21 protein-coding genes are annotated in these 22,942 nt (G+C 74.9%); 12 read left to right on the top strand and 9 right to left on the bottom strand.

Annotated features, from left to right (window positions below):
- Nucleotides 1-167: 167 nt before the first annotated feature.
- From ACYVG5_RS03005 to ACYVG5_RS02995, 3 genes are all read left to right on the top strand, one after another.
- Nucleotides 168-392 (top strand): DUF7455 domain-containing protein, encoded by a 225-nt coding sequence (locus ACYVG5_RS03005; protein ID WP_246629817.1) that lies wholly within the window; start codon nucleotides 168-170, stop codon nucleotides 390-392.
- 145 nt (nucleotides 393-537) lie between these two features.
- The gene (locus ACYVG5_RS03000; RefSeq protein WP_222046471.1) at nucleotides 538-2,967 is read left to right on the top strand and encodes a VanW family protein; all 2,430 of its coding nucleotides are present in this window, start codon (nucleotides 538-540) and stop codon (nucleotides 2,965-2,967) included.
- A gap of 122 nt (nucleotides 2,968-3,089) precedes the next feature.
- Nucleotides 3,090-4,232, top strand: coding sequence for a YihY/virulence factor BrkB family protein (locus ACYVG5_RS02995; RefSeq protein ID WP_460682950.1), 1,143 nt, complete (start codon nucleotides 3,090-3,092; stop codon nucleotides 4,230-4,232).
- 64 nt (nucleotides 4,233-4,296) lie between these two features.
- Here the strand turns inward: ACYVG5_RS02995 and ACYVG5_RS02990 are convergent, their stop codons facing one another.
- The 5 genes from ACYVG5_RS02990 to ACYVG5_RS02970 form a co-directional block, all read right to left on the bottom strand.
- Entirely contained in the window at nucleotides 4,297-4,527 is a 231-nt protein-coding gene (locus ACYVG5_RS02990; protein ID WP_222046469.1) for a DUF3039 domain-containing protein, read from the bottom strand.
- Between the two features lie 158 nt (nucleotides 4,528-4,685).
- Nucleotides 4,686-5,039: a DUF3099 domain-containing protein gene (locus ACYVG5_RS02985; protein ID WP_222046467.1), complete on the bottom strand. Its 354-nt coding sequence runs from the start codon at nucleotides 5,037-5,039 to the stop codon at nucleotides 4,686-4,688.
- 185 nt (nucleotides 5,040-5,224) lie between these two features.
- On the bottom strand, nucleotides 5,225-5,821 hold the full coding sequence (locus ACYVG5_RS02980) for an HhH-GPD-type base excision DNA repair protein (RefSeq protein ID WP_222046464.1): 597 nt from the start codon (nucleotides 5,819-5,821) through the stop codon (nucleotides 5,225-5,227).
- 66 nt (nucleotides 5,822-5,887) lie between these two features.
- On the bottom strand, nucleotides 5,888-6,367 hold the full coding sequence (locus tag ACYVG5_RS02975) for a DinB family protein (protein WP_222046462.1): 480 nt from the start codon (nucleotides 6,365-6,367) through the stop codon (nucleotides 5,888-5,890).
- A 92-nt stretch (nucleotides 6,368-6,459) separates the two neighbouring features.
- Nucleotides 6,460-7,224, bottom strand: a complete 765-nt coding sequence (locus ACYVG5_RS02970) for a hypothetical protein (RefSeq protein ID WP_460682949.1) — start codon at nucleotides 7,222-7,224, stop codon at nucleotides 6,460-6,462.
- A gap of 207 nt (nucleotides 7,225-7,431) precedes the next feature.
- On the opposite strand from ACYVG5_RS02970, the gene dtd reads away from it, so the two are divergent.
- Nucleotides 7,432-7,863: a D-aminoacyl-tRNA deacylase gene (gene dtd / locus ACYVG5_RS02965; RefSeq protein WP_222046460.1), complete on the top strand. Its 432-nt coding sequence runs from the start codon at nucleotides 7,432-7,434 to the stop codon at nucleotides 7,861-7,863.
- A gap of 301 nt (nucleotides 7,864-8,164) precedes the next feature.
- The gene (gene sigB / locus ACYVG5_RS02960; RefSeq protein ID WP_222046459.1) at nucleotides 8,165-9,148 is read left to right on the top strand and encodes an RNA polymerase sigma factor SigB; all 984 of its coding nucleotides are present in this window, start codon (nucleotides 8,165-8,167) and stop codon (nucleotides 9,146-9,148) included.
- Nucleotides 9,149-9,203: 55 nt separating this feature from the next.
- Here sigB and ACYVG5_RS02955 read toward each other — a convergent pair whose 3' ends face one another.
- Both ACYVG5_RS02955 and ACYVG5_RS02950 read right to left on the bottom strand, forming a co-directional pair.
- Nucleotides 9,204-11,900 carry a bifunctional GNAT family N-acetyltransferase/acetate--CoA ligase family protein gene (locus ACYVG5_RS02955; protein WP_222046458.1) on the bottom strand — a complete coding sequence of 899 codons (2,697 nt, stop codon included), beginning with the start codon at nucleotides 11,898-11,900 and terminating at the stop codon, nucleotides 9,204-9,206.
- Between the two features lie 66 nt (nucleotides 11,901-11,966).
- Nucleotides 11,967-13,151 carry an acetoin utilization protein AcuC gene (locus tag ACYVG5_RS02950; RefSeq protein WP_222046457.1) on the bottom strand — a complete coding sequence of 395 codons (1,185 nt, stop codon included), beginning with the start codon at nucleotides 13,149-13,151 and terminating at the stop codon, nucleotides 11,967-11,969.
- A 212-nt stretch (nucleotides 13,152-13,363) separates the two neighbouring features.
- On the opposite strand from ACYVG5_RS02950, the gene ACYVG5_RS02945 reads away from it, so the two are divergent.
- Together ACYVG5_RS02945 and ACYVG5_RS02940 are read left to right on the top strand one after the other, a co-directional pair.
- Nucleotides 13,364-14,083: a metal-dependent transcriptional regulator gene (locus tag ACYVG5_RS02945; protein WP_222046456.1), complete on the top strand. Its 720-nt coding sequence runs from the start codon at nucleotides 13,364-13,366 to the stop codon at nucleotides 14,081-14,083.
- 130 nt (nucleotides 14,084-14,213) lie between these two features.
- Nucleotides 14,214-16,322 (top strand): S9 family peptidase, encoded by a 2,109-nt coding sequence (locus tag ACYVG5_RS02940; protein WP_222046455.1) that lies wholly within the window; start codon nucleotides 14,214-14,216, stop codon nucleotides 16,320-16,322.
- Between the two features lie 23 nt (nucleotides 16,323-16,345).
- Here ACYVG5_RS02940 and ACYVG5_RS02935 read toward each other — a convergent pair whose 3' ends face one another.
- The gene (locus tag ACYVG5_RS02935) at nucleotides 16,346-17,485 is read right to left on the bottom strand and encodes a DUF4192 domain-containing protein (protein ID WP_222046454.1); all 1,140 of its coding nucleotides are present in this window, start codon (nucleotides 17,483-17,485) and stop codon (nucleotides 16,346-16,348) included.
- A 138-nt stretch (nucleotides 17,486-17,623) separates the two neighbouring features.
- Complete coding sequence (locus ACYVG5_RS02930; protein WP_222046453.1) at nucleotides 17,624-17,917, bottom strand: Dabb family protein; 294 nt, start codon at nucleotides 17,915-17,917, stop codon at nucleotides 17,624-17,626.
- 101 nt (nucleotides 17,918-18,018) lie between these two features.
- Between ACYVG5_RS02930 and ACYVG5_RS02925 the strand changes: the two genes are divergently transcribed.
- From ACYVG5_RS02925 to ACYVG5_RS02905, 5 genes are read left to right on the top strand one after another with little or no spacing between them, the layout of a single operon-like run.
- Nucleotides 18,019-19,272 (top strand): glycosyltransferase family 4 protein, encoded by a 1,254-nt coding sequence (locus tag ACYVG5_RS02925; RefSeq protein WP_222046452.1) that lies wholly within the window; start codon nucleotides 18,019-18,021, stop codon nucleotides 19,270-19,272.
- Nucleotides 19,266-20,000 carry a class I SAM-dependent methyltransferase gene (locus ACYVG5_RS02920; RefSeq protein WP_222046450.1) on the top strand — a complete coding sequence of 245 codons (735 nt, stop codon included), beginning with the start codon at nucleotides 19,266-19,268 and terminating at the stop codon, nucleotides 19,998-20,000. Before ACYVG5_RS02925 ends, ACYVG5_RS02920 begins: the two co-directional genes overlap by 7 nt.
- Entirely contained in the window at nucleotides 19,993-21,090 is a 1,098-nt protein-coding gene (locus tag ACYVG5_RS02915; protein ID WP_222046448.1) for a prenyltransferase, read from the top strand. Before ACYVG5_RS02920 ends, ACYVG5_RS02915 begins: the two co-directional genes overlap by 8 nt.
- A gap of 29 nt (nucleotides 21,091-21,119) precedes the next feature.
- Nucleotides 21,120-21,998, top strand: a complete 879-nt coding sequence (locus ACYVG5_RS02910) for a glycosyltransferase family 2 protein (RefSeq protein WP_460682948.1) — start codon at nucleotides 21,120-21,122, stop codon at nucleotides 21,996-21,998.
- Nucleotides 21,995-22,930 (top strand): glycosyltransferase family 2 protein, encoded by a 936-nt coding sequence (locus ACYVG5_RS02905; RefSeq protein WP_222046444.1) that lies wholly within the window; start codon nucleotides 21,995-21,997, stop codon nucleotides 22,928-22,930. The genes ACYVG5_RS02910 and ACYVG5_RS02905 overlap by 4 nt, the downstream gene beginning before the upstream one ends.
- The last annotated feature ends 12 nt before the right edge of the window (nucleotides 22,931-22,942 follow it).

Here is a 22,942-nt window from a genome sequence, read left to right as displayed (position 1 = left end):
AGCGACGTCCCCTGCTGACCCGCTCCACCAGGCACTTCGTGTTACGACCGCATCTCATTCGGCGAGTCGGTGCACATCCGGTGCCGGAACGGGAACACGAGGGGCCATCCTGGCGCTGTGCAGGAGGCCGATCCGCAGTCGCGGGTCCGTGCGGTAGAGAGCGAGTGATGAGCCAGATGACCCAGACGCTGACGACGACCCCGCCCACCGAAGAACTCGTCGTTCCCTTCCACTGCGACCGCTGCGGTGCTCTGGCCAAGGTGCGAGTGGTCCTCCCGAGTGGGAGCGACCTCGTCTTCTGTGGACACCACGCACGTGAGTACGAGGACAAGCTCCGCGACCTCGCGGCCGACATCATCGAGACCGACGGCGAGGCGCGCGTCAACAGCTGAACGGGGCAACTATCGTCGCGAGAGCGATGACGCCCCCATTCGACCGAGCCGCCGATCTCCGGTTCCCCGCAAGGGGTGCCGGAGGCCGGCGGCTTCGTCGTACCGGGGACCGGTGGCCGGTCCCCACTGAGCCGGAGAGCAACTGATGCCGCACGACTCCTCGACGGAGCCGGACACCCGCCGGCTGCTCCCCGACGGCTCCGCAGGCCGCGGGCGGCCCGCTCCCCCGCCACCCGCCGGCCCGTCCGCCGAGCCGGCGACGACGGACCCTGCATCCGCCGTCGCCGCGGAGACCGACCCGGCTGCCGAGGTTCGCGAGCCCGGGCCCGGGCCCGGGAATCCTGCCGACGCACCTGCCCGCGACGCCGCTCCGGCGGCATCGCCGTCCGGCACCTCCGCCGCCGACGCCGCGCCGGATGACGTGCCCCGTCAGGACGACGGGCAGACCGAGGGTCCCGAGGCCACCGTGGTGATCCCGGCGTTGGACGGCCGACCCGCGGTCGACAGCCGGCCGGACGACCGGGCACCCGACGGGCCGGAGTCGGCACCCCCGGAGCCCGCCGCCCCGGAGCCCGCCGCGACAGCGTCGGTCCCGGACGCCGGCGACACCATCGAGTTCCGCCGCGACCTCTCCGCCGCCCCGCGTGCGGCCGAGGCGACGACGGGTGGTGCGACCGTCCCGGTCGACCTACCGCCCGGCGGACCATCCGCCGGCGGTGCCGGCGACGACGACGGTGCCGGCGGCGACGGCGACGGCGACGGCCCGCCGGCGGGCGCGTCCCCCGGAGGGCCGTCCGGGAACGATCGGCCCTGGTGGCGCCGGCGTGCGGTGCTCGCCCCCGCCGCCGCCGTCCTCGCGCTGGGCGCCGTCTACGGCCTGGACCTCGCGGTCGCCGGCGACGACATCCCCCGCGGCACCGTGGTGGCCGGCCTGGAGCTGGGTGGCCTCTCCCCCGCCGCTGCGGGCGAGCGGTTGGCCAGCGAGCTGGCACCGCGGATGAGCGCCGACCACACGGTGGTGGCCGACGACGTCCAGGCCGTGCTGCACCCACCTGCCGCCGGAATCGCCCTCGACGTGCCCGCCACGGTGGACGCCGCCGACGACCAGCCGCTGAACCCCTGGACCCGCCTGGTCACCCTGGTCGGGAACCGGGAGGTCGACCCGGTCGTGACCGAGGACGAGACCGCGCTGGCCGCCCAGCTGGAGCAGCTCGCCGCCCAGGTCGACCGTGCGCCGGTCGACGCCACGATCGCCATCGAGGGCACGACCGCCAGCGTGGTGGAACCGGTGGACGGCCGCACGCTCGACCGCGACAGCGCCGCCACCGCGATCACCGAGGCCCTCGCCGACGGCGGCGACCCCGCCGAAGCCATCGCCCTGCCGGTCGAGGTGGCCGAGGTGCAGGTCGGCGTCGACGAGGCGCAGCGGGTGCTCGACGAGACCGTCACGCCGGCGCTCTCGGCGCCGGTCACGGTCGTCGGCGCGGACGGGGCGGAGTCGGTGGAGCTGCCGGTCAGCGCCATCGCCGCGTCGCTCACCTTCACCCCGCAGGACGACGGCACGCTGGAGGTAGCCGTCGACCCGGCGGCCCTGCAGGCCGAGATGGGCGAGGACTTCTCGGTCTTCGGAACCCCGGCCCAGGACGCGCGTTTCGACATCGACGGCGACTCGATCTCCGTCGTCCCCTCGGTCGGCGGGCAGGGCATCGACCCGGCAGTCCTGGCCGGTCAGCTGCTGCCGGTCCTCCGGCAGGAGGCCCCGCGTGAGGTGACCGCGACCCTGGGGCCGGTGCCGGCGAGCTTCACCACCGAGCAGGCCGAGGCGCTGGGTATCACGGAAGAGGTCAGCTCCTTCACCACGGACTTCACCAACACCGCGAGCGGCACCAACATCCGGGTGGTCGCCGAGGAGGTCGACGGTGCGCTGGTGCTGCCGGGTGAGACCTTCAGCCTGAACACCCTCACCGGGCCGCGTGGCACGGCCCAGGGGTACGTGCCCGCCGGTGTGATCAGCAACGGCGAGTTCAGCACCGCGGTCGGCGGCGGCATCAGCCAGTTCGCCACCACGATGTTCAACGCCGTCTTCTTCGCCGGGCTCGAGGACGTCTACCACAAGCCGCACAGCTACTACATCAGCCGTTACCCGGCCGGCCGCGAGGCGACCGTCTACGAGGGCGTCATCGACCTGCAGTGGCGCAACGACACCGAGACCGGCATCTACGTGCAGACCGAGTGGGATCCCGGCTCGATCACCGTCCGGTTCTGGGGCACGAAGTACTACGACATCGAGTCGATCAGCAGCAACCGGTACGCCGTGACCCAGCCGGTGGTCCAGGAGAAGGTCGACGACGGCAGCGGCTCCTGCGAGCCCCAGAGCGGGAGCACCGGGTTCAGCATCACCGTGACCCGGGTGTTCAACGATCCGGCCACCGGCGCGGAACTGCGTCGTGAGGACTTCCGCACCCGGTACGCCGCCGAGCCGGTGATCCGGTGCGTGCCGCCGCCTCCCCCGCCCGAGGCGCCGCCCGGCGCGCCGGGGGCGACCCCGCCGACGCTGCCGACCCCGACCGGCTGATCCGGGGAGCCGGCCTGGGGTGCGCGGGACTGCTGCGCCGCAGGCGGCCGGCTGCCCCCTCCGGGTGGGTGTCGGCGGCCCGGGGCGGCGCGTCGGCGCCCCGGGCCGTGCACACTGATCGGGTGCCCCCTGTCCTGCCGCGCGCCTCGGCGCACCCCGATGACCTGGAAGGACGCACCCCGGGCGCACCGGCGGCAGGCTCCGGGGCGGCGCCGGCCGACGGCTCCGCGGGTGCCGCCGCGGACAGCGGCGACCGGGACCCGGACACCCCGGAGGCTCCGGCGGCCGCCCCGTCGGGCGGGGTGGTGCGTCGCTCGGTGCGCCGCCTGCTGACGCCGGTCCGGGTGCCGCTGCAGGTGCTGGGCCGCACCGCGGCGAAGGCCTGGTCCGACCGGATCCTCGGATTGTCCGCCGAGGCCGCCTTCTGGCAGGTGCTGTCCGTGCCTCCGCTGCTCATCGGGCTGCTGGGTTCGCTGGGCTACCTCGGCGACTGGATCGGCACCGACCAGGTGGAGCAGATCGAGGACCGCCTGGTGGACCTCGCCTCGGAGGGCCTGACGCCCAGCGTCGTGGACACCCTGGTCCAGCCCACGTTGAACGACATCCTGGGATCGGGGCGCCTGGAGGTGGTCAGCGTCGGCTTCCTGCTGTCGCTGTGGGCGGGCTCCTCGGCGACGGCCACGTTCATGAACACCGTGGTGATCGCCTACGACCAGCGTGACGTGCGCGGACCGATCCGCACTCGGCTGATGGCCCTGTGGCTGTTCGTGGTGGGCCTGGTGAGCGCCGTCCTGACGCTGCCGCTGCTCGTGCTGGGCCCCGGCGTGCTGGTGTCGCTGTTCCCGGCCGAGTACCAGGACACCGCGGGAGTGCTGGTCGGCGCCGTGTACTGGCCGGTGGTGGTGGTCGGCCTCATCCTGGTGCTCTGCAGCTTCTACCACGTGACCCTGCCGCGGCGGACCCCGTGGCTCCGGCACCTGCCGGGCGCCCTGTTCGCCGTCGGGTTCTTCCTGGCCGCCGCGGTGGTCCTGCGGGGCTACGTCGCCGACATCCTCACCACCGCATTGCCCTACGGCGCCCTGGCCGCCCCGATCGCGGCGCTGCTGTACTGCTTCCTGCTGGGCATGTCGATCCTGCTGGGCGCCGAGCTCAACGCGACGGTCGAGGCACGCTGGCCGTCCCAGCAGCGCCGGCACGACGAGCGCCGGCGCCGCCGCCGGGAAGCGAAGATGGCGCAGGAGGCACGGAAGCTCGGGCTCCGGTAGCCGCACCCACCTTCGGCCTACCGGCCTTCCCGCGGCCAGGTGCCGCCCGGCGCCGGTCGCTCCGTCACTCCTTCTTCAGCTGCTCGTAGACCTCCTTGCAGGCCGGGCACACCGGGCTGCCGGGCTTGGGGGTCTTGGTCACCGGGAAGACCTCGCCGCACAGCGCCTCCACCATGGTTCCCATGACGGCGCTTTCGGCGATCTTGTTCTTCCGGACGTAGTGGAACACCTCGTTGGCGTTGCCGGTGTCGGCTTCCCGGACGTCCGGGCGCTCGAGGATGTCGCTGCTGCTCACGGCTGCTCCCTGGGTCGGTGGTCGGGCGCGGCACCGGGGGCCTCCCGTGGCGCGCCACGTCGCCGTCCATGATGACAGGGTGCAGAGCACCCCTGCCCCGACCGCCGGATCCCCGGGCGCGCCCGGCCCGGTGCTCTCCCCCGAGGTCGCCGACGCTCTCACATGTCGATGACGCGGGACTGCGGTCCGGATTCCAGGATGCGGTCGGGCCGCGGGGCGGCGTAACGGTTCACGTCCAGCCGCTTCTTCGGCGGCCGGTCGTTGGCCATGACGACGGCGATCCAGGGCAGCACCGTCCCGAGGACGGCGAAGATGATCATGAGCCAGACGATCTGGTAGGTGACCGCGGCCATGAGGAGGCTGACCCCACGGATGGCCATGGTGATGACGTAGCGCTTCTTCCGGGCGGCGTGCTGGTCGACCTGGCTGGGCTCGGCCTCGGTGATGAGAACCGGGTCCGACCGGGTGGCTCCGGACGGTGCACGGTGCGGCAGCTGCTGGCTGGAGGCCACGGACGCCCTTCCCTGGACTGGCCGGGGTGGTGGGCGGCGCGCGCCCGTGCGATGGTCGCCCGGCCCGCGGAGTTCCCCGACTCCTGGGTTCCATCGTGCCACCGGATCGCACGCCGTGCAGGTACCCGGGGGCGTCGATCCGGAGGGGACCGCAGGAGCGTCGTCCGGGCGCGGCAGGGTCGGCGTCAGGCCTCCGCCCCGGCCGCCTTCGCCGCTCTGGCGGCCTGCTTGGCCTGCTGCTTGGTGCTGCGCACCTCCGCCAGCGAGGTCGGGCCGGTGACGTCGGCGACCGAACGGCGGGCGCCGTCCTCGCCGTACTGCCCCGCCGCCTCGCGCCAGCCCGGCGGCGTGACGCCGTACTGCTTGCCCAGCAACGCCAGCAGGATCGTCGCCTTCTGGGCGCCGAAGCCGGGTAGATCGCGCAGCCGGCGCAGCAGGGTGGCGCCGTCGGGGGCGTCGGCCCACAGGGCATCGGCCCGGCCGTCGTAGCGCTCGACCAGCAGCCGGGCCAGCTCCTGGGTGCGGGCGGCCATCGAACCGGGGTACCGGTGCAGCGCGGGCGGACCCTGGAAGTGCCCGAGCAGCACCTCGGGGTCGCACCCGGCCAGCTCCACGGCCGAGAGCGCCTCGACGCCCAGCCGGTCGGCCAGCAGCCGGGGTGCGGCGAAGGCCCGTTCCATCGGGAACTGCTGGTCCAGCAGCATTCCGATGAGCAGGGCGAGCGGGTCGCGCCCGAGCAGCTCGTCGGCGGCGTCGTCCTGGGCGATGCGGAGGGTGGGCACGTGGAGATGGTGCCGCAGGGCGCCCCCCGCGCAATCACCTGCCAGCAGGGTCGCTCCTCGACGGGGTCAGCCGGCCCGGCGCGCGAGCACCTGCTCCCGCAGGACGTCGGCGTGGCCGCAGTGGTGGGCGAGCTCGCGGAGCACCTGGACGTAGAGCGCCCACACCGGGCGCTCCCCGCGGCCGGTGACCACGTCCCCGAGGGCCAGGGCCGCGACCGCCTCCCGAGACCTCGCGCAGCGTTCCCGGTGAGCCTGCTGAACCGATGCGATGGTGTCCTCCGGGCGCAGCCGGAACGAGCTGTCCGGGGTCGCGGGGATGCCGACCTCGTGGTTCGACCGCCCCGTCAGCGCCTGGTCGAACCACACCCCCTCGACGTACGTCACGTGTGTGAGCAGGCCGAGCAACGTCGTCCGGGACGGGACCAGGCGCAGCCGGCCTTCCTCCTCGGTGAGACCGTCGAGCGCATCGTGCAGGGCCGAGCGGTACTGGTCGATCAGCTCCTCGAATCGGTCCCGGAGGTCGGCGTGCCACTCCTGCGCGTCCATCCCGTGCACCTCCCTCAGTTGCGGCCCTCGTTGCTGGACCGGCAAGTCCCACGGTTGTGCCCAGCAACGCGGCCGGGCTATGCCGGCACCGGTCAGAGCGCGAGCAGCAGGGCCGTGAAGGCGAGGCAGGCACCGGCGAACACGGAAAGGCGCACCTGTCCCGCGGCGGGCAGTTGCTGCTTCAGACTGGTGAGGATGATCGAGCCGGTCAGCAGCGCGGAGAAGACGCTCACCGCCGCGTCCCCGAGGTCGATCGCGGCGCCGAGCCCCCACCCCGCCAGGACCCCCGCGGCCAGGATCCACCGCCCCAGCCGGTCATAGCTGTACGGGTCCTGGTCGCGCAGCGCGATCTCCCCGGCGAGGTACCGGGCGGACAACGCGACCGTGTAGAGGACCAACTCCGTCGGACCGGGCCGCACCTGGTGCACCAGCAGGTAGCCGACGAAGAGGTTGAAGACGAGGTACAGGGCGCCGCTCGCCCAGAACGGCCACGGCGTCGGTATGCCGCCCCGCTCCCGCTGCTCCCGGCGATCCTGGTCCTGGGCCCGATCGAGCACCGCGTAGTACGCCAGCAGGCCCGCCAGCGCAACGAGGAACGCATGGTCCGCCAGCAGCCCGAACAGCCCCTCCGGGAGGTCGGCAGGAGGCGCCGTGGCCGCCTGGGCCAGGTCGGGGAGCAGACGGGCGAAGACATAGGCGACGGCCAGTCCACCGGCGAGCGACTGGAACCACACCGAACCGGGGGACACGCCCCGGCGCAACTGCGGCACGAGCACCTGCGCGAGCATCAGCGCACCGGCGGCCACCAGGCCCGCCAGCGGCAGGCCGCTTCCGGTCATGTCGGCGGCGGTCGGCATCGGGCGGGACTCCTCGTCGTTCAGGTGGCCACGCCCGGTTCGGGACACAGCGGGGACGGCGGGCACCGACGGCTCCGGACTCCCCCGGACCGGGCGCCGGCCGTGGATCATGCCCGAGCCGCGCGTCGGTGGTGTCGTCCTGGCCGAGGTGGCGGGTCGTCGGGCACCGGGGTCCTGCCGCCCGCCGGCACCGGCGAGGATGAGCGGATGCGTGCGGTGGTGACCCGGGTGAGCTCGGCGTCGGTGACCGTGGACGGGCAGGTCGTCGGGTCGATCGGCACCGGCCTGCTCGCGCTGGTCGGCGCCGGCCGGGACGACGACGCCGACCGGGCCCGGTCGCTGGCCCGGAAGGTCCACGAACTGCGGGTGTTCCCGACCGGGGACGGCGCCCGCTCGGTCGGTGACCTGGGCCTGGCGGTGCTGGTGGTCAGCCAGTTCACCCTCTACGCCGACACCCGCAAGGGGCGCCGGCCCTCCTGGTCCGAGGCCGCCCCCGGCGAGGTGGCCGAGCCGCTGGTCGACGAGGTCGTCGCCGAGCTGCGTCGCCGCGGAACACCCGTCGGCACCGGTGTCTTCGGCGCCCGGATGCAGGTCGCGTCGGTCAACGAAGGTCCGATGACGCTCCAGCTCGAGGTCTGAGCGGCGCCCATCGGGGGAACACCCGTCCGGGCGGGGTTGCTGTACCAGCACCGGATCGGCAGCACCGCCGGCGGGCACCGTGCCGGCCGCCGTCCGCACCTGGACGTTGCCTGTGAGTTGGGACGCGGTGGAACACCCGGGCCCCTCCGAACCGTTGGACACGATGTACCACACCGGACATCAGGCAGGCAGGGCCCCTCCGGCGATCCCGGTTCGACGCCCTGCACCGCAAGACGCCGGGATGCAGCGCCCATCGACGGGGCGGCGCATCCGAACCCCAGAGCAAGGACGAAGACACATCGTGACGCTGCTGCAGACCTCCCCCACCGACACCCTCGAGGTGCGCTCGCCCCGCCGTGCTCCGGACACCAGCGGCCTGGTGTCGACGGACCTCGTGCGCGTCTACCTCAACACCATCGGCAAGACGGCGCTGCTGACCGCCGAGCAGGAGGTCGAGCTGGCCAAGCGGATCGAGGCCGGCCTGTACGCCGACCGGCTGCTGGCCGAGAAGCAGCTGACCCCCGCGCTCAAGCGCGACTACAAGACCCTCGCCGCCGACGGCAAGGCGGCCAAGGCCCACCTGCTGGAGGCCAACCTGCGGCTGGTCGTGTCGGTGGCCAAGCGCTACACCGGCCACGGCATGACGTTCCTGGATCTCATCCAGGAGGGCAACGTCGGGCTGATCCGCGCCGTGGAGAAGTTCGACTACACCAAGGGCTTCAAGTTCTCGACCTACGCGACGTGGTGGATCCGCCAGGCGATCACCCGGGCGATGGCCGACTCCGGCCGCACCATCCGGCTGCCCGTCCACCTCGCCGAGCAGGTGAACAAGGTCGTCCGCACCCGGCGCCGGATCCACCAGGAGCTCGAGCGGGAGCCCACCGCCGAGGAGCTGGGCCTGGAGCTCGACCTGACCCCGGAGCGGATCACCGAGCTGCTCGAGTACTCCCGCGACCTGGTGAGCCTGGACCAGACCGTGGGCGCCGACGAGGAGTCCCGGCTGGGTGACTTCATCGAGGACGCCGACGCCGCCGTCGCCGAGGACGCCGTCGCCTTCCAGATGATGAAGGGCGACGTGCGCAACGTCCTGCAGACGCTGGAGGAGCGCGAGCGGGACGTCGTGATCATGCGGTTCGGCCTCGACGGCAACCAGCCGCGCACGCTGGAGCAGATCGGCAAGCGCTTCGGTCTGTCCCGCGAGCGCGTGCGGCAGATCGAGCGCGAGACGATGTCCAAGCTGCGCGACCCCGAGCGCGCCGACGCTCTGCGGGACTACCTGGGGTAAAAGCATGGAACGACAGGGCCGGTCACCTCTGCGAGGTGACCGGCCCTGTCGCGTCTCAGCTGCCCTCTGGCCGGAACATCCGCCGCGGGCCGGGGGCGAGCCGGCCGGTCGGCGGGCCGATCCGCACCGACGCGCCGGCCACCACGAGCGACCGGCCACCGTGCCAGGCGTCGGCGGGCCCGACGATCACCGGCTCGAGGCTCAGCCGCAGCACCTCGGGCAGGTCGTCACCGAGCTGGGCGACCCGCAGCAGCAGGTTCTCCAGGGCGGCGGAATCGGCGGGAGCGCTCCCGCGGTAACCGTCCAGGATCGGCCAGGCGCGGGGTTCGCGGACCAGTTCCGCGGCGTCCAGATCGGTCAGCGGCAGAGTGCGGTACGCGCGGTCACCGAGCAGGTCGGTGGCCACCCCGCCCAGGCCGAAGCTGACCAGCGCGCCGAAGGACGGGTCGTCGACGATCTCCACGACCGTGGCCACCCCGGGTGCGGCCTGCTCCTGCACGATCACCGGGTCGCCGGCCGGGATCGCGGCGAACGCGGCGCGCACGTCCTCGGCGTCGGCCAGGTCGAAGCGCATGCCGCCCAGGTCGCGACGGTCGCGCAGCCACGGCGCGGTGGACTTCAGCACGACCGGGTAGCCGATCTCCTCGGCCGCCGCGACCGCGGCGTCGACGTCGACGACCCGGCGGGTGCCGAGCATCGGCACGCCGTAGGCGCCGAGCAGCTCGATCGTCTCCTCGTCGGTGAGCGACCGGCCCGCCGGCGCGGCGGCCACCACCCGGGCGACGACCCCGCGTGCGGCCGCCGCGTCGATGCCCTCCAGATCGGGAACGACCCCGGTGGGACGGCGCCGCCAGCGGGCGTACTCGGCGACCTTGGCCAGCGCGGTGACCGCGCGCTCGGGCGTGGAGAAGGACGGCACCGATCCGCGGGCCGGCATGTCGTGCTCGTCGCGGATGGCCAGCTCGTCGGGGATGCCGTCGGTGGAGAGGAAGTTGGCGGCCACCGGCTTCTCCGCCCCGGCGGCCACCTCGCGGAGCACCCGGCCGAACACCTGGGACCCGCGCAGCAGTGGCGGCAGGAAGACCGCGACGACCGCGTCGACGCCGTCGTCGGCGAGCGCAGCCTCCAGCGCGGCCCGGAAGTCCTCCGGCCCGGCCGCGGTGCCGATGTCCACCGGCCGGTCGTGGGCCAGCTCCAGCCCCTGCTCCAGGACGGCGTCGGCCACCAGGACGCCCATCGCGGTGGAGTTGCCGACGATCGCGATCCGGTTGCCGGCCGGGAGCGGCTGGTGGGCCAGCAGCGTCCCGACGTCGAAGAGCTGGGACAGGGTCTCGACCCGGATCACCCCGGCCGAAGCGAACAGGGCGGCGACCGACTGCTCCGGCACCGAGACGCTGGTGCCGGCCAGGCCCGCCGTCATGCCCACGTGCCGGCCGCTCTTGACCGCGACGACGGGCTTGGTGCGCCCCACCCGCCGGGCCAGCCGGGCGAACTTCCGCGGGTTGCCGAAGCTCTCCAGGTGCAGCAGCACCACCTCGGTGGCGGGGTCGGTGGCCCAGTACTGCAGCAGGTCGTTGCCGCTGACGTCGGCCCGGTTGCCGGCGGAGACGAAGCTGGACAGCCCGATGCCGCGCGCCCGGGCCCGCTCCAGCAGGGCGACGCCGAGCGCGCCGGACTGGGCGAAGAACCCGACCCGGCCACGGCCGGGGACGTGCGGCGCGAGGCTGGCGTTGAGCCGCACCGCGGGATCGGTGTTCACGATGCCCAGGCAGTTGGGGCCGACCACGCGCATGCCCGACGCCCGGGCGGAGTCGACCAGCGCCCGCTCGGCGGCCCGGCCCGCCGGCCCGGTCTCACCGAAGCCGCCGGTGATGACCACCAGGCCGCGGACCCGCTTGCGCCGGCAGGCCTCCACCACGCCGGCGACCTCGTCGGCCGGAACGGCGAGCACCGCCAGGTCGACGTCGTCGGGGATGGCCTCGATGTCGGCGTGCGCCGGCACCCCGCGGACGTGCCGCACCGCGGGGTTCACCGGGTACAGCGGGCCGGCGAAGCCGTAGTCGAGCAGGTGCCGCAGCACCGCGTGCCCGACCTTCGTCTCGTCGTTGCTGGCCCCCACCACCGCCACCGAGCCGGGGGTGAGCAGCCGGCCGATGGAGCGGGACTCGCTGCGCTGTTCGCGTTCGTAGGTGACCGCCACGGACTGCTCGGTCGGGGCGATCGGGAAGGTCAGGTGGACGACCCCGTCGGCGTAGGACCGCTTCGCGGAGTACCCGGCGTCGATGAAGACCCGGACCATCTGGCTGTTCTGGCTGAGCACCTCGGCGACGAAGCGGGTGATGCCCCGCTCGCGGGCCGCCGCGGCCAGGTGCTCCAGGAGCACGGACCCCAGGCCGCGGCGCTGGTGGGCGTCCTCGATGAGGAAGGCCACCTCGGCATCGTCGGTGCCCGGGTAGCGGTCGTACCGGCCGACGCCGATGAGCTCGTCGCCCAGCAGCACGACGAAGGCGACCCGGTCGACGTGGTCGACGTGGGTGAAGTGGGTGAGGTCCTTGTCCGACAGGCGCCGCATCGGGCCGAAGAACCGGTAGTAGCGGGTCTGGTCGGAGCTGCGGTCCATCAGCCCGACGATGCCGTCGGCGTCGTCGGGGGCGATCGGCCGCAGGTGCACCGTGCCGCCGTCGGCGGCGACGACGTCGGCCTCCCAGTGCGGCGGCGCCACCGGCACGGGCAACTCTTCGCTCGTGGTCACGTGTCCTCCCGGCCACCCAGCAGGGGCCCGCCGCGAGCTTGCGAGTGGCGGGGGGCTGGGTGGTCCTTAATCACGGGGGTCGTCCGGGTCGAGGCCGAAGTAGGGGAAGGAGGCCGTGCGGGTCCGGGCGATCGCCCGGTCCACCCGGCTCTCGGTGAACGGGTCCCAGCGGGCGAACCCGACGTACCCGCCCTCGGTCATCGTCTCCGGCGGCCGGGCGCGCAGTCCACGCCGGCGGACGTCGTCCCGCCAACCGGCCGGGATCTCGGTGTCCGGCCGCAGCCGGTCACCGCTGGCCTCGGCGATGAGGTGGGTCCACGCCCGGGGGACGCACCGGACGAGGCCGTACCCGCCGCCCCCCAGGGCGATCCACTTCCCGTCGCACACGTCGTGCGCCAGGTCGTGCACCGCGCGGTAGGAGGCCCGCTGCCCGTCGACGGTGAGCCCCAGGTCGGCCAGCGGGTCCTCGTGGTGGGCGTCGCAGCCGCACTGGGTGATCAGGATCTGCGGCTGGAAGGCCCGGACCACGCTGGGGACGACGGCGGTGAAGGCGCGCAGCCAGCCGGAGTCGTCGGTGCCGTTGGGCAGGGCCAGATTGACGGCGCTGCCCAGGGCCCTGTCCGGGTCGCCGGTCTCCTCCGGGTAGCCGGTGCCCGGGAAGAGCGTGAGCGGCGTCTGGTGGATGCTGACCGTGAGGACACGCGGATCGTCGTAGAACGCGGCCTGGACACCGTCACCGTGGTGCACGTCCAGGTCGACGTAGGCGATCCGCTCGTACCCCTGGCGGAGCAGCCAGGCGATGGCCACCGCGGCGTCGTTGAAGACGCAGAATCCCGACGCCGACGCGCGCATCGCGTGGTGCAGGCCGCCGGCGATGTTGATCGCGTGCTGCGCCTTTCCCTCGTGCACCTGCTGCGCGGCCAGCACGCTGCCGCCGGTGATCAGCGCGGCGGCGTCGTACATGCCGGGGAAGACGGGGTTGTCCGCGGTGCCCAGGCCGTGGCCCGCGCCGTCGGGGTCGGCCGGCGCCCGCCGGACCGCGTCGAGGTAGGCCGGGTCGTGGATCAGGGTCAGCAGGGCCTTGTCGGCGGGCGTGGGGCGGAGCACCTGCAACCGGGGCCGGTCCAGCACGCCCAGGGCGTCGGCCAGCCGGACGGTGAGGTCCAGCCGCACCGGGTGCATGGGGTGGTCGCCGCCCATCGTGTACCCCAGCAGCGCGTCGTCCCAGATCACCGCGACCGAGTCGCTCATCGCTCCCGCCCGACCACGTCGTCCTCCTCGCCTGCGCCCGCGGCGCCGCGAGCCGGCGCCGTCCTGCTCGCGGAGGCGCCCGTCGGTCGCCGTCGCCGTTTGCGACGCTACCGGTGCCCGGGGTGCGCCGCGCCACCGTGAACTCGCTGCCGAGCCGCACGGTCGGCTACCCCCGGCCTCGTAGGATCGGGGGTACCTGACGGAGGAGTGACGTGAACGATCTCATCGACACCACGGAGATGTACCTCCGGACGATCTTCGAGCTCGAGGAGGAGGGCATCGTCCCGCTCCGGGCGCGGATCGCCGAGCGACTGCACCAGAGCGGCCCGACGGTGAGCCAGACCGTGGCCCGGATGGAGCGTGACGGCCTGCTGACCGTGGAGGGCGACCGGCACCTCCAGCTGTCGGACGAGGGGCGGAAGCTCGCCACGGCGGTGATGCGCAAGCACCGGCTGGCCGAGTGCCTGCTCGTCGACGTGATCGGGCTCGACTACGCCGACGTCCACGAGGAGGCCTGCCGCTGGGAGCACGTCATGAGCGAGGCGGTGGAGCGCAAGCTGCTCGCCCTGTTGGGCAACCCGAGCGTCTCGCCCTTCGGCAACCCCATCCCTGGGCTGGACGCCCTGGGCGGTGGCACCGCCGCGGTGCTGGACGCGCTGACCCTGCTCTCCACCACGGCCACGCCGGAGGGTCGCGAGGTGGTCGTCCGGCGGATCAGCGAGCAACTGCAGGAGGACGCCGAGCTGCTGCGGGAGCTCGCCGACCAGGGGGTGCGGCCCGGCCAGCGGGTGACTGCCTCGCTGGCCAACGGCACGGTCCTCGTCGACGGCGCGGCCCTGCAGCCCGGGGTGGCGCAGCACGTCTTCGTGAGCGCGGTCGACGAGGAGCTCACTCCGGTGGAGGCCGCCGAGGTCTCCCCAGCGGCGGTCTGACCACCAGCAGTCCCGCGCCCCGCGACGAGCCGCGGCCCCGGTCGGGGCCGCGGCTCGTCGCCGGCCGGGTCGTTCGCCCGGCTCACTAGGCTGGCCCGCGACCCGGCCGGCCCGCAGAGAGAAGATCCCGGTGAGCGACCCCGCAGCCTCCCCACCCTCCCCCGCCGAACCGCCGGAGGGCCCTGCGGGTGAGCCCGCCCCGGCCACGCCGTTCCACCGGCTCGCCGACTTCGTGGCGCTCCCCCGGCTGGCCGGGCTGGCCCTGTCGCCCGACGGCAGCCGGCTGGTCACCACCGTCGCCACCCTGGGCCCGGACGGCACCAGGTGGCAGCCGGCGCTCTGGGAGCTCGACCCGGCGGGCGCGCGGCCGGCGCGGCGGTTGACCCGGGGCGGGTCCGGCGAGTCGGGCCCGGTCTTCACCGCCGGCGGCGACCTGCTCTTCACCTCCGCCCGGCCCGATCCCGACGCCGGCAAGGACGCCCCGGACCCGAAGCCGGCCCTGTGGAGCCTGGCGCCCGGTGGCGGCGAGGCGCGCCTGGTGGCACAGCGCTCCGCGGGGATCAGCGGCGTCGCGGTCGCCGCCGATACCGGCGAGGTCGTGGTGGTCGCCGGCACCATGCCCGGCGCCGCGGACGGCGGGGCCGACGAGGAGCAGCGCGAGCGACGCAAGGACGCCGGCGTGACCGCGCTGCTGCACGAGAGCTATCCGATCCGCTTCTGGGACCACGACCTGGGACCGGCCGTGCCGCACGTCTTCTGGCTGGGCCGGTTGCCGGCCGAGGCCCCGGCCGGGACGGCCCCGGAGGCCCCCGGGTGGCGCGACCTCACCCCGGACGCCGGCCCGCCCACCGGCGCCGGGGACGACCTGGTGGTCTCCCCCGATGGTCGGCTGGTCGCGCGCGCCGAGGAGGTGCCCGACGGCCCGGCCGGGCGGCGCACCCGCCTGGTGGTCACCGCGGTCGCCACCGGGGTGACCCGGGTGCTCGTCGACGAACCGCTGGCCGACCTGGGCGGGCCGGCCTTCTCCCCCGACGGCCGGTGGATCGTGTGCACCCGCGAGTCGGCGTCCAGCTACAGCGAGCCGCCGGACCACACCCTGCTGCTGGTCGACCCGGAGTCCGGGGACACCCGCGAGCTGACCCCCGACTTCGACCGGTGGCCGTCGGCCCCGCAGTTCGACGCCGCCGGCACCGGGGTCTACTTCCTCGCCGACGACGACGGCCGGCACGCCCTGTTCCGGGTGTCGCTCGACGGCGGCGCACCGGTGCGGATGACCCGCGACGGCGCGTACAGCGACCTGCAGGTCGCCCGGGACGGCAGCGCGCTGTACGCCCTGCGGTCGGCCTACGACTCCCCGCCGGCGCCGGTGCGACTGGACCCCGGGGCGGCCGACCAGCAGCCGGTCGAGCTTCCCTCCCCCGGCGCCGTCGGTCCGCTGCCGGGGATGCTGCGGGAACTGCAGGCGACCACTGCGGACGGCACCCGGGTGCAGTCGTGGCTGGTGCTGCCCGAGGGCGCCGGCCCGGACTCGCCCGCGCCGCTGGTGCTGTGGGTGCACGGTGGGCCCCTGATGAGCTGGAACTCGTGGTCGTGGCGCTGGACGCCGTGGGTGCTCGCCGCGCGGGGGTACGCCGTCCTGCTGCCCAACCCGGCCCTCTCGCAGGGCTTCGGGCAGGACTTCGTCCGCCGCGGCTGGGGCGAGTGGGGCGGCGCCCCGTACACGGACCTGATGGCCGCGGTGGACGCCGCCGAGGCGCTGCCGGAGATCGACCCCACGCGCACCGCGGCGATGGGTGGCTCGTTCGGGGGCTACATGGCCAACTGGATCGCCACCCAGACCGACCGGTTCGCCGCGATCGTCACCCACGCCGGCCTCTGGCACCTGGACAGCTTCAGCGGTACGACCGACTCGGCCTGGTACTGGGAGAAGGAGCTCGGCGACCCGCTGGCTGAGCCCCGCCGCTACGACCAGAACTCCCCGCACCGCTACGCCGACGCGATCCGCACGCCGATGCTGGTCATCCACGGCGACAAGGACTACCGGGTGCCGGTCGGTGAGGGCCTGCGGCTCTGGTACGACCTGCAGAAGCGCGGCGTGCCCTCGAAGTTCCTGTACTTCCCCGACGAGAACCACTGGGTGCTCACGCCGGGGAACGCGATCGTCTGGTACGAGACGGTGCTGGCCTTCCTGGCCGAGCACGTGCTCGGCCAGGAATGGCGGCGTCCGGAGCTGTTGTGAGCGTCCGCCGCCCACCGGGCCGGTCACCCGGGCGCGTCCCGGCCGCCGGCCCCGAACAGGTCGCCCACGCCGACCGGGTCGTCCCGGTCGGGGAGGTCGCTGAGGCAGCTGCGGATCAGCCGGCGCACCTCGGCCGGCCGGAAGCAGGCATCCAGCGCGCTGCGCAGCAGCAGGGCGAGGGAGTACCCCGGCTCGCTGTCCAGCGCCCGGTCCAGGGCGACGTTGGCCATCGCGCCGTCGCCGCGGACCCAGGCGGTGACCGCCAGCAGCGTCGCCGGTGCCGCGTCCAGCGGCGGCGGGACGCGGCGGGTCACCTCGGTCCAGAGCACCTCCGCACCCGCCGCCGAGGCACCCAGCGCGAGCCCCATCGCCAGATCGCGGACCTCGAGGTCGCGCAGGCCCCAGGCGACGCGGGCGACGTCACGGTCGGGGAGCGTGCCGACGGATCCTGGTGACACCCGGTCGACGGCGGCCCGGATGGCGGCCCAGGACTCCTCCGCGACGACGTCCGGGCCCAGCACGCCGGTCCGGTCGGCGACCTCGCGGCCGACGTCAGCGCAGGCCTGTGCCATGCCGGCCGCGGCCAGGAAGCCGACCGGGGAGATCCGGCGGGCCAGCGCGTCCCGGCCGTCCTCGACCACCTGGCCGGTGAGCGCGGACGCGACGGCGAGGGCACTGGTGCCCCCCGGCACGGCCGTTCCGGCGCCCGGTGCGCAGCAGCCCTCGGTGCAGTCGTAGGACCACCACCGCCCCCGGCGCACCAGGACGACGTCGCGCACCGGCACCCCGGCCTCGCCGAACCGCCGGACGGCGCCGGCCACCAGGTCGCGGTGCGGCAGCTCGGCCACCGGCGCCCCGTCGGGCAGCCGGGCGCGCACCGGGCGAGCGAGCCGGTCGGCGTGCTCGGAGACGACCGCGAGCACCACCTGGCGGGGGTGGTCGGTGAGCACCGACCGCACGAACATGCCGAGCACCGTGTCCTCGGCCCCGGCCGGCGGAAGGTCGACCCGGGCGGTGAGGCCCACCCTGCTCCGGTCGCGGCCGCGCAGGCTCACCGCCAGCAGCGACTCCTCCGGGCGGAAGCCGATCAGGTGCGGCAGCGCGGCGACCAGGTCGCCGAGCGCGCCGAGACGGACGGGGGCGGGCGAAGGGGGAACGGGCATGCCGCGACCCTGGTGTCGCCGGTGCAGGTGCGGAGCCCGTCCGGTGCGGTTGTTGACCGACCGCCCGCCTGTGGACGGTGGAGGGCGCCGCCGGCCCTGACCGTGCTGGCCGGTGCTGGCCGGCGCGGGAAGCCGGGCTCAGGCCTCGTACTGCGCGGCCGACCGGCCCGCCAGCGAGGGGGTGACGTACTCGGCGATCACCGCGAGGTGCTGCGGGTCGGCGCGGTACCGGCCGAACGCCTCCGCGTCGGGGAAGTCGGCGACCAGCGCGGTGTGCGCGTTGCCCTCGACCAGGCCGGCGTCGTCGCCGACGGCGAAGGCGGTCATCCCACCGACCTGCTCGGGCAGCCGCCGGAGGGCGGCGACGATCTCGGCCCGGCGCTCGGCGGTGGTGTCCTCGGTCCAGGTGAAGAGCACGACGTGTCGCAGCATGCCCGCACCCTGCCAGGCCCGCGGCGGGCGCCGGCAGGGGGTGCGCCAGCGCCTCCGGTCTCCGGCCGGCCCCGCGGAGCGCCGCCGTTAGAGTCCGGCGCATGGGACGGTCGTTGCGGGTCGCACTGCTGTCCTACCGGAGCAAGCCGCACAGCGGCGGCCAGGGCGTCTACGTCCGTGCGCTGTCCCGGGAGCTCCGCGAGCTCGGCCACCGGGTGGAGGTGCTCAGCGGCCAGCCCTACCCCGAGCTCGACCCCGGCGTACCGCTGACCGAGGTGCCCAGCCTGGACCTCTACCGCGACCCCGACCCCTTCCGGATGCCGCGGCCGCACGAGTTCCGCGACCTGCTGGACGTCGCCGAGTGGGCGACCATGTGCACCGCCGGGTTCCCCGAGCCGCTGACCTTCAGCCTGCGCGCCGCCCGGCTGCTCGGCCGGCGCCGGGACGAGTTCGACCTCGTGCACGACAACCAGTCCCTCGGGTACGGGCTCCTGCAACTGCGCCGGCAGGGGTTCCCCACCGTGGCCACGGTGCACCACCCGGTGGCCATCGACCGCGACCTGGAGCTGGCCGCCGCCGCGCGGCTGCGCCGCCGGCTGACCCTGCGCCGCTGGTACGCCTTCACCGCCATGCAGTCCCGGGTCGCGCCCCGCCTGGACGGGCTCACCACCGTCTCGGAGAGCTCCCGGCGGGACATCGCCGAGCACATGGGGGTGCCGGCCGACCGGGTGGAGGTCATCCCGGTCGGCATCGACCCGGAGGCCTTCCGGCCACCGGAGGAGCGGGCGGGCCGGGAACCGGCCAGCATCGTGGTCACCACCAGCGCCGACGTCCCGCTCAAGGGCCTGGTGCACCTGCTCGAGGCCGTCGCCAAGCTCCGCACCGAACGGGACGTGCGGCTGACCGTGGTGGGCACCGCCCGGCCCGGCGGCCCGGCGGCCACCGCACTGGACCGCCTGGGGCTGGCCGGAACCGTCCGGTTCACCGGCCCGGTGCCGCAGGCGGAACTGGTCGCACTGCTGCAGACCGCGACCGTCGTCGCGATCCCGTCGCTGTACGAGGGCTTCTCGCTGCCCGCCGTCGAGGCGATGGCCTGCGCCACCCCGCTGGTGACCACCGACGCCGGTGCGCTGCCGGAGGTGGTGGGCTCGCACGCCGCCGTCCAGGTCCGGGCGGGGGACGTCGGCCAGCTCGCCGGCGCCCTGCAGCTGGTGCTCGACCACCCGTCGCTGCAGGAGCAGCTCGGGCGGGCCGGCCGCGCCCGGGTGCTGGCGAACTACACCTGGCGGCACACCGCCGAGCGCACCGCGGAGTGGTACGCCGAGGTGCTCGACCGGGCGGCGTCCCCGTGCTGACCGTCGACTACGACCTGCTCGACGTCCGGCCGGGCATGCGGGTGCTGGACCTGGGCTGCGGCGAGGGCCGGCACGCCTTCGAGGCCCAGCGGCGGGGCGCCACCGTGCTGGCCGTCGACCGGGGGCCCATCGAGGTGTCCACCACGCTCACCTGGCAGCGGGCGATCACCGCCGCCGGCGAGGCACCGGCCGGGGCCTCGGCCGGGGTGGCCCGCGCCGATCTGCGGGCGCTGCCGGTGCCCGACGCCAGCATCGACCGGGTGATCGCCTCCGAGGTGCTCGAGCACATCGCCGACGACCGGACGGCGATCGCCGAGATCGCCCGGGTCCTCCGGCCCGGCGGCCGGGTCGCGGTGACCGTGCCCCGGTACGGGCCGGAGCGGATCTGCTGGGCGCTGTCGGACGCCTACCACGCCAACGACGGCGGCCACCTGCGCATCTACCGCGGCGACCAGCTCTGGGAGCGGCTCGTCGCGGCCGGGCTGCGGCCCACCGACACCCACCACGCGCACGCCCTGCACGCGCCCTACTGGTGGCTCAAGTGCGCGGTGGGGGTCGACCGGGACACCGCACTGACCCGGGCCTACCACCGGCTGCTGGTCTGGGATCTCGTCCGGCGCCCGTGGCCGACCCGCACCGCCGAGCGGCTCCTCGACCCGGTGCTGGGCAAGAGCTTCGTGGTCTACGCCGACAAGCCGCGCGCGACCGCCGGCCCGGCGGGTGGCTGACCTGCCCGGCCTGCCGGGGGTGCTGAGCGCAGCGCAGCTGCAGGACACCGTTGCGGCGATCGCCGCCGAGCAGCTCCCCGACGGGGCGCTGCCGTGGTCGCGCACCGCCCAGCTGGATGCCTGGGACTCGGTGGAGGCGGCCATGGCGCTCGACGTGGGCGGTGCGCACGCCCGGGCCGCGGCGGCCTACGACTGGCTGGCCGAGCACCAGCGGCCCGACGGGTCCTGGGCGGCGGAGTACCGCGACGGCCGGGTCAGCGCGCCGGCCGCGGAGAGCAACCACGCCGGGTACCTCGCCGTCGGGGTGTGGCACCACTGGCTGAGCACCGGCGACGAGACGGCCGTCGTCCGGCTGTGGCCGGCGGTCCGCCGTGCGCTGGACCTGGTGACCGGCATGCAGCTGCCCTCCGGCGCGATCTCCTGGGCGCTGCGCCCCGACGGCGCACCCGACGGGACGGCGCTGCTCACCGGCAACGCGAGCCTCTTCCAGGCGCTGCGGTGCGGCACCGCCCTGGCCGCGCTGTGCGACGACCCGCAACCCGACTGGGAGCTGGCCACCGAGCACCTGCAGACCGCCCTGCGCACCCGCCCCGGCGCTTTCGCCGACCGGTCCCGCTATTCGATGGACTGGTACTACCCGGTGCTGACCGGCGCGGTGCGCGGCGCGGCCGCCGAGGACCGGCTCGCGGCCGGCTGGGACACCTTCGTCGTCCCGGGCCTGGGCGTGCGCTGCGTGGCCGACCGGCCGTGGGTCACCGGCGCGGAGACGTGCGAGCTGGCCCTGGCCCTCGCCGCCGTGGGCCGGCGGGACGACGCGATCGAGCAACTGGCGGCCATGCAGCACCTGCGGGCGGACGACGGGTCCTACTGGACCGGGCTGGTGTACGCCGACGACGCCCGGTGGCCGGTGGAACGCACCACCTGGACGGCGGCGGCCGTCGTGCTGGCCGTCGACGCCATCGCCGGCACCGGCCCGGCCGCCGGGCTGTTCGCCGACCCGGGCGCCCTGCAGGCCGTCGTCCCGGCCGGTGCGCCGGGCCCTTCCCGCGCCGGGTCGGACGGCGCAGGCCGCGGCGCCCGGGCCGGTTGAGCCCGACCTCCACCGGGCAGGAAGCCTCCGTGATCAACGACCTCGACGCCCCGCGATCCGCGGTGACCTGCGTGGTGGCCAGCCGCAACCGCCGCGCCGATCTGCTCGCCAGCCTCCCCCGCCACGAGGCACCGGTGGTCCTGGTCGACAACGCCTCCACCGACGGCACCGTGGCCGCCGTCCGGGCCGCCCACCCCGAGGTCACCGTGCTCGCCCTCGAGCGCAACGCCGGTGCGCTCGCCCGCACGCTGGGCGCCGCCCGGGCCAACACCCCGTTCGTCGCCTTCACCGACGACGACTCGTGGTGGGCTCCCGGCGATCTCGCCCGGGCAGTGGAGATCATGCGGGCCCACCCCCGGCTCGGGCTGCTCTCCGCCCGCATCCTGGTCGGCCCGGAGGAGAGGCTCGACCCGGTGTGCACCGAGATGGCCGCGAGCCCGCTGCGCACCGGACCCGACCTGCCCGGCCCCGCGCTGCTGGGGTTCGTCGCGTGCGCGGCGCTCGTGCGCACCGAGGCCTTCACCGCCGTGGGCGGCTTCGACCCGGTGGTCCGCTTCCCCGGCGAGGAGGAGCGGGTGGCCCTCGATCTGGCCGCGGCCGGCTGGGGGCTGGCCTACGTCGACGAGGTCACCGTGCACCACCACCCCTCCCCGCGCCGGGAGGCCGCGGCCGACCGCCAGGCCGGCATCTGGCGCAGCCGGCTGCTCACCGCCGTACTGCGTTACCCGGCACCGGACGTCGCCGGCCAGCTGCTGCGGGTGCTGCGGGCCGGTCGGCCCGGTCTGCGGGGGCTGGCCGGCGCCCTCCCCCGGGTGCCCGCCGCGCTGCGCCGGCGGCGGGTGCTGCCGGCCGAGGTGATGCGCGGGGTCCGGGAGCTGGCCTCGGGGGCCGGCGGGGAGGCCCGGTGACGGGCGAGCTGGCCGAACCGGTTCCGGTCGGCGTCGGCCCCGACCCGCGGGTCGCCGTCGTCGTCATCACCCACCAGCGACGGGACGAGCTCCTGCTCGCGCTGTCCCGGCTGCGGTCGCTCCCCGAGCAGCCGCGCGTCGTCGTGGTCGACAACGGCTCCACCGACGGCACCGCCGACGCCGTCCGCACCCGGCATCCCTGGGTCGAGCTGATCGCCAGCCCGGAGAACCTGGGGGCGGTCGGACGCAATGTCGGCGTCGCCCGGCTCGACACCCCGTACGTGGCGTTCTGCGACGACGACACCTGGTGGGAGCCGGGCTCGTTGCGGACGGCCGCCGACGTGTTCGACGCCCATCCGCGGCTGGCCGTGGCCACCGCCCGGATCCTGGTCGAGCCCGGGGGCACCGAGGATCCGATCGTCGCCGAGCTGCGCGACTCCCCCGTCGTCGGCGCCGGCTGGCTGCCCGGCCCGGCGCTGGGCAGCTTCCTGGCCGGCGCCAGCGTGCTGCGCCGGGAGGCGTTCACCGAGGCCGGCGGGTTCTCCGAGCGGCTGTGGCTGGGCGGTGAGGAGGAGCTGATGGCCGGCGACCTGGCCGCCCGCGGCTGGGAGCTGTGCTACCTCCCGCAGCTGACCGTGCACCACCAGGCCAGCACCGCCCGCGACCCGCACCGCCGGCGGGCCGACGGCATCCGGAACACCCTCTGGACGACGTGGCTGCGCCGGCCGTTCCGCCCGGCGCTGCGCCGCACCCTGCACCTGCTGCGCACGGTGCCGCGCGACCGGGTGACCGCCCGCGGTCTGCTGCAGGCGGTCCGCGGTCTGCCCTGGGTGCTGCGCGAGCGGCGCGTCCTCCCGCCGCACGCCGAGGCCCGGTTCGCCGCCCTCGAGCAGGCGCAGCGCAGCTCCACCGCCCGCCGCTACGTCAGCTGACCCGCGGGCCGG

The sequence above is a fragment of the Modestobacter lapidis genome (genome assembly GCF_054780755.1).
This window is presented reverse-complemented; position numbering and strand designations above follow the sequence as displayed.

Coding starts and splice junctions, on each gene's coding strand:
- ACYVG5_RS02925 (WP_222046452.1), top strand. CDS start 18,019: ATGGGACGGTCGTTGCGGGTCGCACTGCTGTCCTACCGGAGCAAGCCG.
- ACYVG5_RS02935 (WP_222046454.1), bottom strand. CDS start 17,485: ATGCCCGTTCCCCCTTCGCCCGCCCCCGTCCGTCTCGGCGCGCTCGGC.
- ACYVG5_RS02970 (WP_460682949.1), bottom strand. CDS start 7,224: ATGCCGACCGCCGCCGACATGACCGGAAGCGGCCTGCCGCTGGCGGGC.
- ACYVG5_RS03005 (WP_246629817.1), top strand. CDS start 168: ATGAGCCAGATGACCCAGACGCTGACGACGACCCCGCCCACCGAAGAA.
- ACYVG5_RS02950 (WP_222046457.1), bottom strand. CDS start 13,151: ATGAGCGACTCGGTCGCGGTGATCTGGGACGACGCGCTGCTGGGGTAC.
- ACYVG5_RS03000 (WP_222046471.1), top strand. CDS start 538: ATGCCGCACGACTCCTCGACGGAGCCGGACACCCGCCGGCTGCTCCCC.
- ACYVG5_RS02930 (WP_222046453.1), bottom strand. CDS start 17,917: ATGCTGCGACACGTCGTGCTCTTCACCTGGACCGAGGACACCACCGCC.
- dtd (WP_222046460.1), top strand. CDS start 7,432: ATGCGTGCGGTGGTGACCCGGGTGAGCTCGGCGTCGGTGACCGTGGAC.
- ACYVG5_RS02975 (WP_222046462.1), bottom strand. CDS start 6,367: ATGGACGCGCAGGAGTGGCACGCCGACCTCCGGGACCGATTCGAGGAG.